Source organism: Tahibacter caeni (genome assembly GCF_024609805.1).
In the GTDB taxonomy this organism is placed as follows: Bacteria; Pseudomonadota; Gammaproteobacteria; order Xanthomonadales; family Rhodanobacteraceae; genus Tahibacter; species Tahibacter caeni.
Genome location: NZ_JANFVR010000369.1, coordinates 1 through 4263 on the forward strand (window position 1 = coordinate 1; position 4263 = coordinate 4263).

Annotated in this window: 4 protein-coding genes and 1 pseudogene; all 5 read right to left on the bottom strand. The window is 70.7% G+C overall.

Annotated features, from left to right (window positions below; genetic code table 11):
- Complete coding sequence (locus NON22_RS20900; RefSeq protein WP_257388917.1) at positions 1-1059, bottom strand: LacI family DNA-binding transcriptional regulator; 1059 nt, start codon at positions 1057-1059, stop codon at positions 1-3.
- A gap of 135 nt (positions 1060-1194) precedes the next feature.
- Positions 1195-2475 (bottom strand): TRAP transporter large permease, encoded by a 1281-nt coding sequence (locus NON22_RS20905; RefSeq protein ID WP_257388918.1) that lies wholly within the window; start codon positions 2473-2475, stop codon positions 1195-1197.
- Positions 2475-2969 carry a TRAP transporter small permease gene (locus NON22_RS20910; RefSeq protein ID WP_257388919.1) on the bottom strand — a complete coding sequence of 165 codons (495 nt, stop codon included), beginning with the start codon at positions 2967-2969 and terminating at the stop codon, positions 2475-2477. The genes NON22_RS20905 and NON22_RS20910 overlap by 1 nt, the downstream gene beginning before the upstream one ends.
- Before the next feature lie 112 nt (positions 2970-3081).
- The gene (locus NON22_RS20915) at positions 3082-4077 is read right to left on the bottom strand and encodes a TRAP transporter substrate-binding protein (RefSeq protein ID WP_257388920.1); all 996 of its coding nucleotides are present in this window, start codon (positions 4075-4077) and stop codon (positions 3082-3084) included.
- Positions 4074-4263 (bottom strand): annotated as a pseudogene (locus NON22_RS20920) (2-keto-4-pentenoate hydratase); the annotation flags it as partial. The gene NON22_RS20915 and the pseudogene NON22_RS20920, both read right to left, overlap by 4 nt.

Consider the following 4263-nt stretch of genomic DNA (forward strand, 5'->3'; position numbering starts at 1 on the left):
CTAGCCGCGCGGCGGCTGGCAGGACTCGCGCGCGACGAGGTGCGGCGCGATGACCGGCGCCGCGCGCGCGCCGGCATCCTCGCCGGCCAGCAGCATCGCCGCGGCGAATGCGCCCATGTCGCGGATCGGCAGGCGCACCGAACTCAGCGAAGGCCACAGCCGCGCCGCCAGCGGCGAGTCGTCGAAGCCGACGACCGACAGGTCGTCGGGAATCGACAGGCCCATCTTGAACGCGGCCTTGTAGACGCCGGCGGCCATTTCGTCGTTGAGCGTGAAGATCGCCGTCGGCCGCGGATCGAGCGCGAGCAGGCGCTCGGCGCAGGCCACGCCGGATTCGAAGGTGTAGCCGCCCTCGACGATGTGTTCGGACGACAGCTCGATGCCTCGCCGGGCCAGCGCCTGCACGAAGCCCGCGCCGCGCTCGCGCGTGGACAGGTAGCGCTGCGGTCCGGTGATCAGGCCGATGCGGCGGTGGCCCAGGGATTCGAGATAGTTCGCGACCTCGACGGCGCCGAGGCGGTCGTTCGTCGCGATCATGCGCGCGGGTTCGTCCAGCGACACCGCGGCGATCCGCGCGTAGCGGCAGCCGGCCTGCTGCAGCATCTCCACGAGCGCGCCGTCCTCGGACACGCGCGGCACGAGGATGACGCCGTGCAGGCGGTGCTGCAGCACGAACTGGCGGACGCCGGCGATGTAGTCGTCGCTCTTGCTGTCGCAGGGATGCACGACGAGCTCGAAGCCCGTGCCGCGCAGGCTGGCCAGCGCGCCTTCCTGCATGTTGACGATGTACTGCGCGTTCGGGTTGTCGTAGACCATGCCGATCAGGAACGACTTGCGGAACGCGAGCCCGCGCGCCATCGGATCGGGCACGTAGCCGACCTCGCGGATCAGCGCCTCGATCTTCTCGCGCGTTTCCTGCTGCACGAGCGGCGAGCGGTTGATCACGCGCGAGACGGTCTTCTTGGATACGCCGGCCAGCCGTGCGATGTCGTTGATCGTGCCGCCGCCGGAGATGGCGGCGGGTTTTGCGCTGCTCGCGTCGCGGGAGCGTCGGGTCATGCGGATCCATCCTGGCCGTAGCGGGCGGCGCCGATTTTAATGTCACGCATTGCGGCTAGCCATCACACCGTCGCGCGGCGTAGCGTCGCGCCCGGCCCGCAACGGCATCCGGCGGCCCGTCCGTCGGCCGTGCGCCTACTTCAGCACGCGCGGCAGCCACAGCGACAGCTCGGGGACGAACGCGACGAGCAGCAGCATCGCGAGCGAGGCCAGGTAGAACGGCCAGATCGAGCGCAGGGCCTCGCCGATGCTGATCTTGCCGATGGCCGTGCCGACGAACAGCACCGAGCCCAGCGGCGGCGTGATCAGGCCTATGCCGCCCTTGAGGATCAGGATCACGCCGAAATGCACCGGGTCGACGCCGATGGCCTTGGCCACCGGCAGGAAGATCGGCGTGCAGATGATGATCAGCGGGGCCAGGTCCATGAAGGTGCCGAGCGCGAGCAGGATCAGGATCATCATCAGCAGCAGCAGATGGCGCCCGACGTCGAGGCCGCTCAGCAGCTCCACCGCGGCCGCGGGCACCTGCAGATAGGCGAGCAGCCAGCCGAAGCAGGCGGCCGAGGCGATCACGAACAGGATCATGCCGGTCGTGCGCGCCGCGTGCAGCATCGTCGCGACGAAGTCGCTGCGCGATACCTGGCGATACAGCACGGCGGTCACGAACAGCGCATAGCAGACCGCGATCGCCGCGCTCTCCACGGCCGTGAACACGCCGGCGCGGATGCCGACGAAGATCAACGCGACCAGCAGCAGGCCCGGCAACGCCGCGACGAAGCGGCGCAGCACCGTCGCGAAGCCCGGAAACGCCTCGACCGCATAGCCGCGCCGGCGCGCGAGTATCCAGGCCGTCAGCATGACCGTCGCCGTCATCAGCAGCGCCGGTATCACGCCGGCCGCGAACAGGTCGGCGATCGATATGCCGCCGCCGGCCGCGGCCGAATAGAGAATCAGATTGTGCGACGGCGGCACGAGCAGCGCGACCAGCGCGGCGGTCATCGTCACGTTGACGGCGAAGTCGCGGTCGAAGCCGCGCTGCACCATCTGCGGAATCATCGCGCCGCCGATCGCCGAGACATCGGCGATCGCAGAGCCCGACACGCCGCCGAAGAACAGCGAGGACAGCACGCTGACCTGGCCGAGGCCGCCGCGCAGATGGCCGACCAGCGAACTCGCGAGCGCGATGAGGCGCTCGGAGATGCCGCCGCGCAGCATGATCTCGCCGGCGAAGATGAACAGCGGAATCGCGATCAGCGAGGCCGCGCTCGCGCCGGAAACGGTCTGCTGCACGAGCACGAGCGCCGGCATGCCGATGTACAGCAGGGTCGCGAGCGACGCGCCGAGCAGCGCGAACGCCACCGGCACGCCGGCCAGCAGCAGCAACAGGAAAGCGCCGAACAGCAGGGTCGCGGCCATCAGCGCGGCTCCGCCGCGGCGCGGCGCGGCGCGAACAGCTCGGCGCCGGCGAAGCACACCATCAATGCGCCGCCCAGCGACAGCGGCAGGAACATCAGGCCCTGCGGCAGCACGGTGCCGGCCATGCGCACACCCCAGCCGTCGAGCAGCAGCCGGATACCGCCGATCGCGAGCACGCCGCCGAGGCCGAGCACGACCAGCGAGGAAAACGCTTCGAGCAGCCGGCGCAGCCGCGGCGGCGCCAGGTGCACGAGCAGCGGAAAGCCGAAATGCGCGCGCTGCTGCACGGCGGCGGCCGCGCCGAGGCTCATGGCCGTGTTGAGCAGCAGCAGGGCCAGCGGCTCGGTCCAGCCCGGCGAATCGTTGAGCACGTAGCGCGCGATGACCTGCCAGGCCTGCACCGCGGCCAGGACCACGAGCGCGAGGCCGGCGACGAGCAACGCCGCGCGCGCGCCGCGCGGCAACAGCCCGGATTCGGTTTCGCTGGATTGCATGCCCACTCCCTCTTCTGTCGGCCGCGTGGACGCGGCTCGTGTCGTCGTCGTGCCGCTGCCGGAGCCGGCTTCGGCGCTGCGTTCGCGACGATCGCCGCGAACGCGTCGTACGTCAGCCGATGCCGGACAGTTCGCGTATGCCGCGCCAGTAGCGGTCGACGTCGGCGTCTTCGCGATAGCGCGCGACCACCGGCGCCGCGGCGCGCTCGAACGCCGCGCGGTCGACCTCGTTCGCCGCGACGCCGTGGGTCAGCACGTAGTCGCGCGAAGCCGCTTCGGATTCGTCCCAGAGCGAACGCATGTAGGCGACCGAGCGCCGCGCGATGTCGAGCAGGCGATCGCGGTCGTCGGGCCGCAGCAGCTCGAAGCGCCGGCGCGACATCAACAGCGCCTCGGGCGAATACGAGTGCCCGCTGTAGGACCAGAACCGCGCGGCCTCGAACTGGCGCGTCGTGTGGAAGCTCTGCCAGTTGTTCTCGGCGCCGTCGATCAGGTGCGTCTGCAGCGCCGAATAGACCTCGCCGTACGGCAGCGGCGTCGGGTTCGCGCCGAGCGCGCGGATCAGGTGCATGAAGATGTCCGACGGCGGCACGCGGATCTTGAGCCCGTGCAGGTCGCCGGGCTGCACGATGGCCCGCTTGGTGTTGTAGATGCAGCGCGCGCCCGAGTCGTAGAACGCGAGGCCGACGAGATCGCGATCGGCGAATTTCGCGAGTATCTCCTGCCCCACCCCGCCGTCGAGCGAGCGGCGCATGTGCGCCGTGTCGTCGAACACGTACGGCAGGCAGAGGATGCGCGTGGCCGGGAACGGATTGTTCAGCGCGGCCATGTTCACGCGCGCGATGTCGATCGCGCCGAAGCGCGCGAGATCGATCAGGTCGGACTCGCGGCCGAGCTGGCCCGAGTGATACAGGCGCAGGCCGACGCGGCCCTCGGTCTCGCGTTCGAGCGTCTCGCCGATCCAGCGCAATGCTTCGACCGTCGGATAGCCGCGCACGTGCACGTCGGTCGCGGCGAGTTCTAGGCGGCCGCCGGCGGCGCGCAATGCGCCCGCGGCCGAACCCAGGGCCAGCGCCGCGGCGCCGAGGAACTGCCGTCGCGTGCTCATGCGGCGCTCCCGGTCGCGGCGACCGCGCGGCAATGCACGCGCCCGTGCGCGCCGAAGTCGACGATCGCGCGCTGGCCCGCGCGAATGTCGTGGATGCCGGTGGCCGCGCCGGTCGTGACGTAGTCGCCGGCCCGCAACTGGCGGTCACAGCGCGCATTGCGCGACAGCGCGAACGCGAGCGCGGCC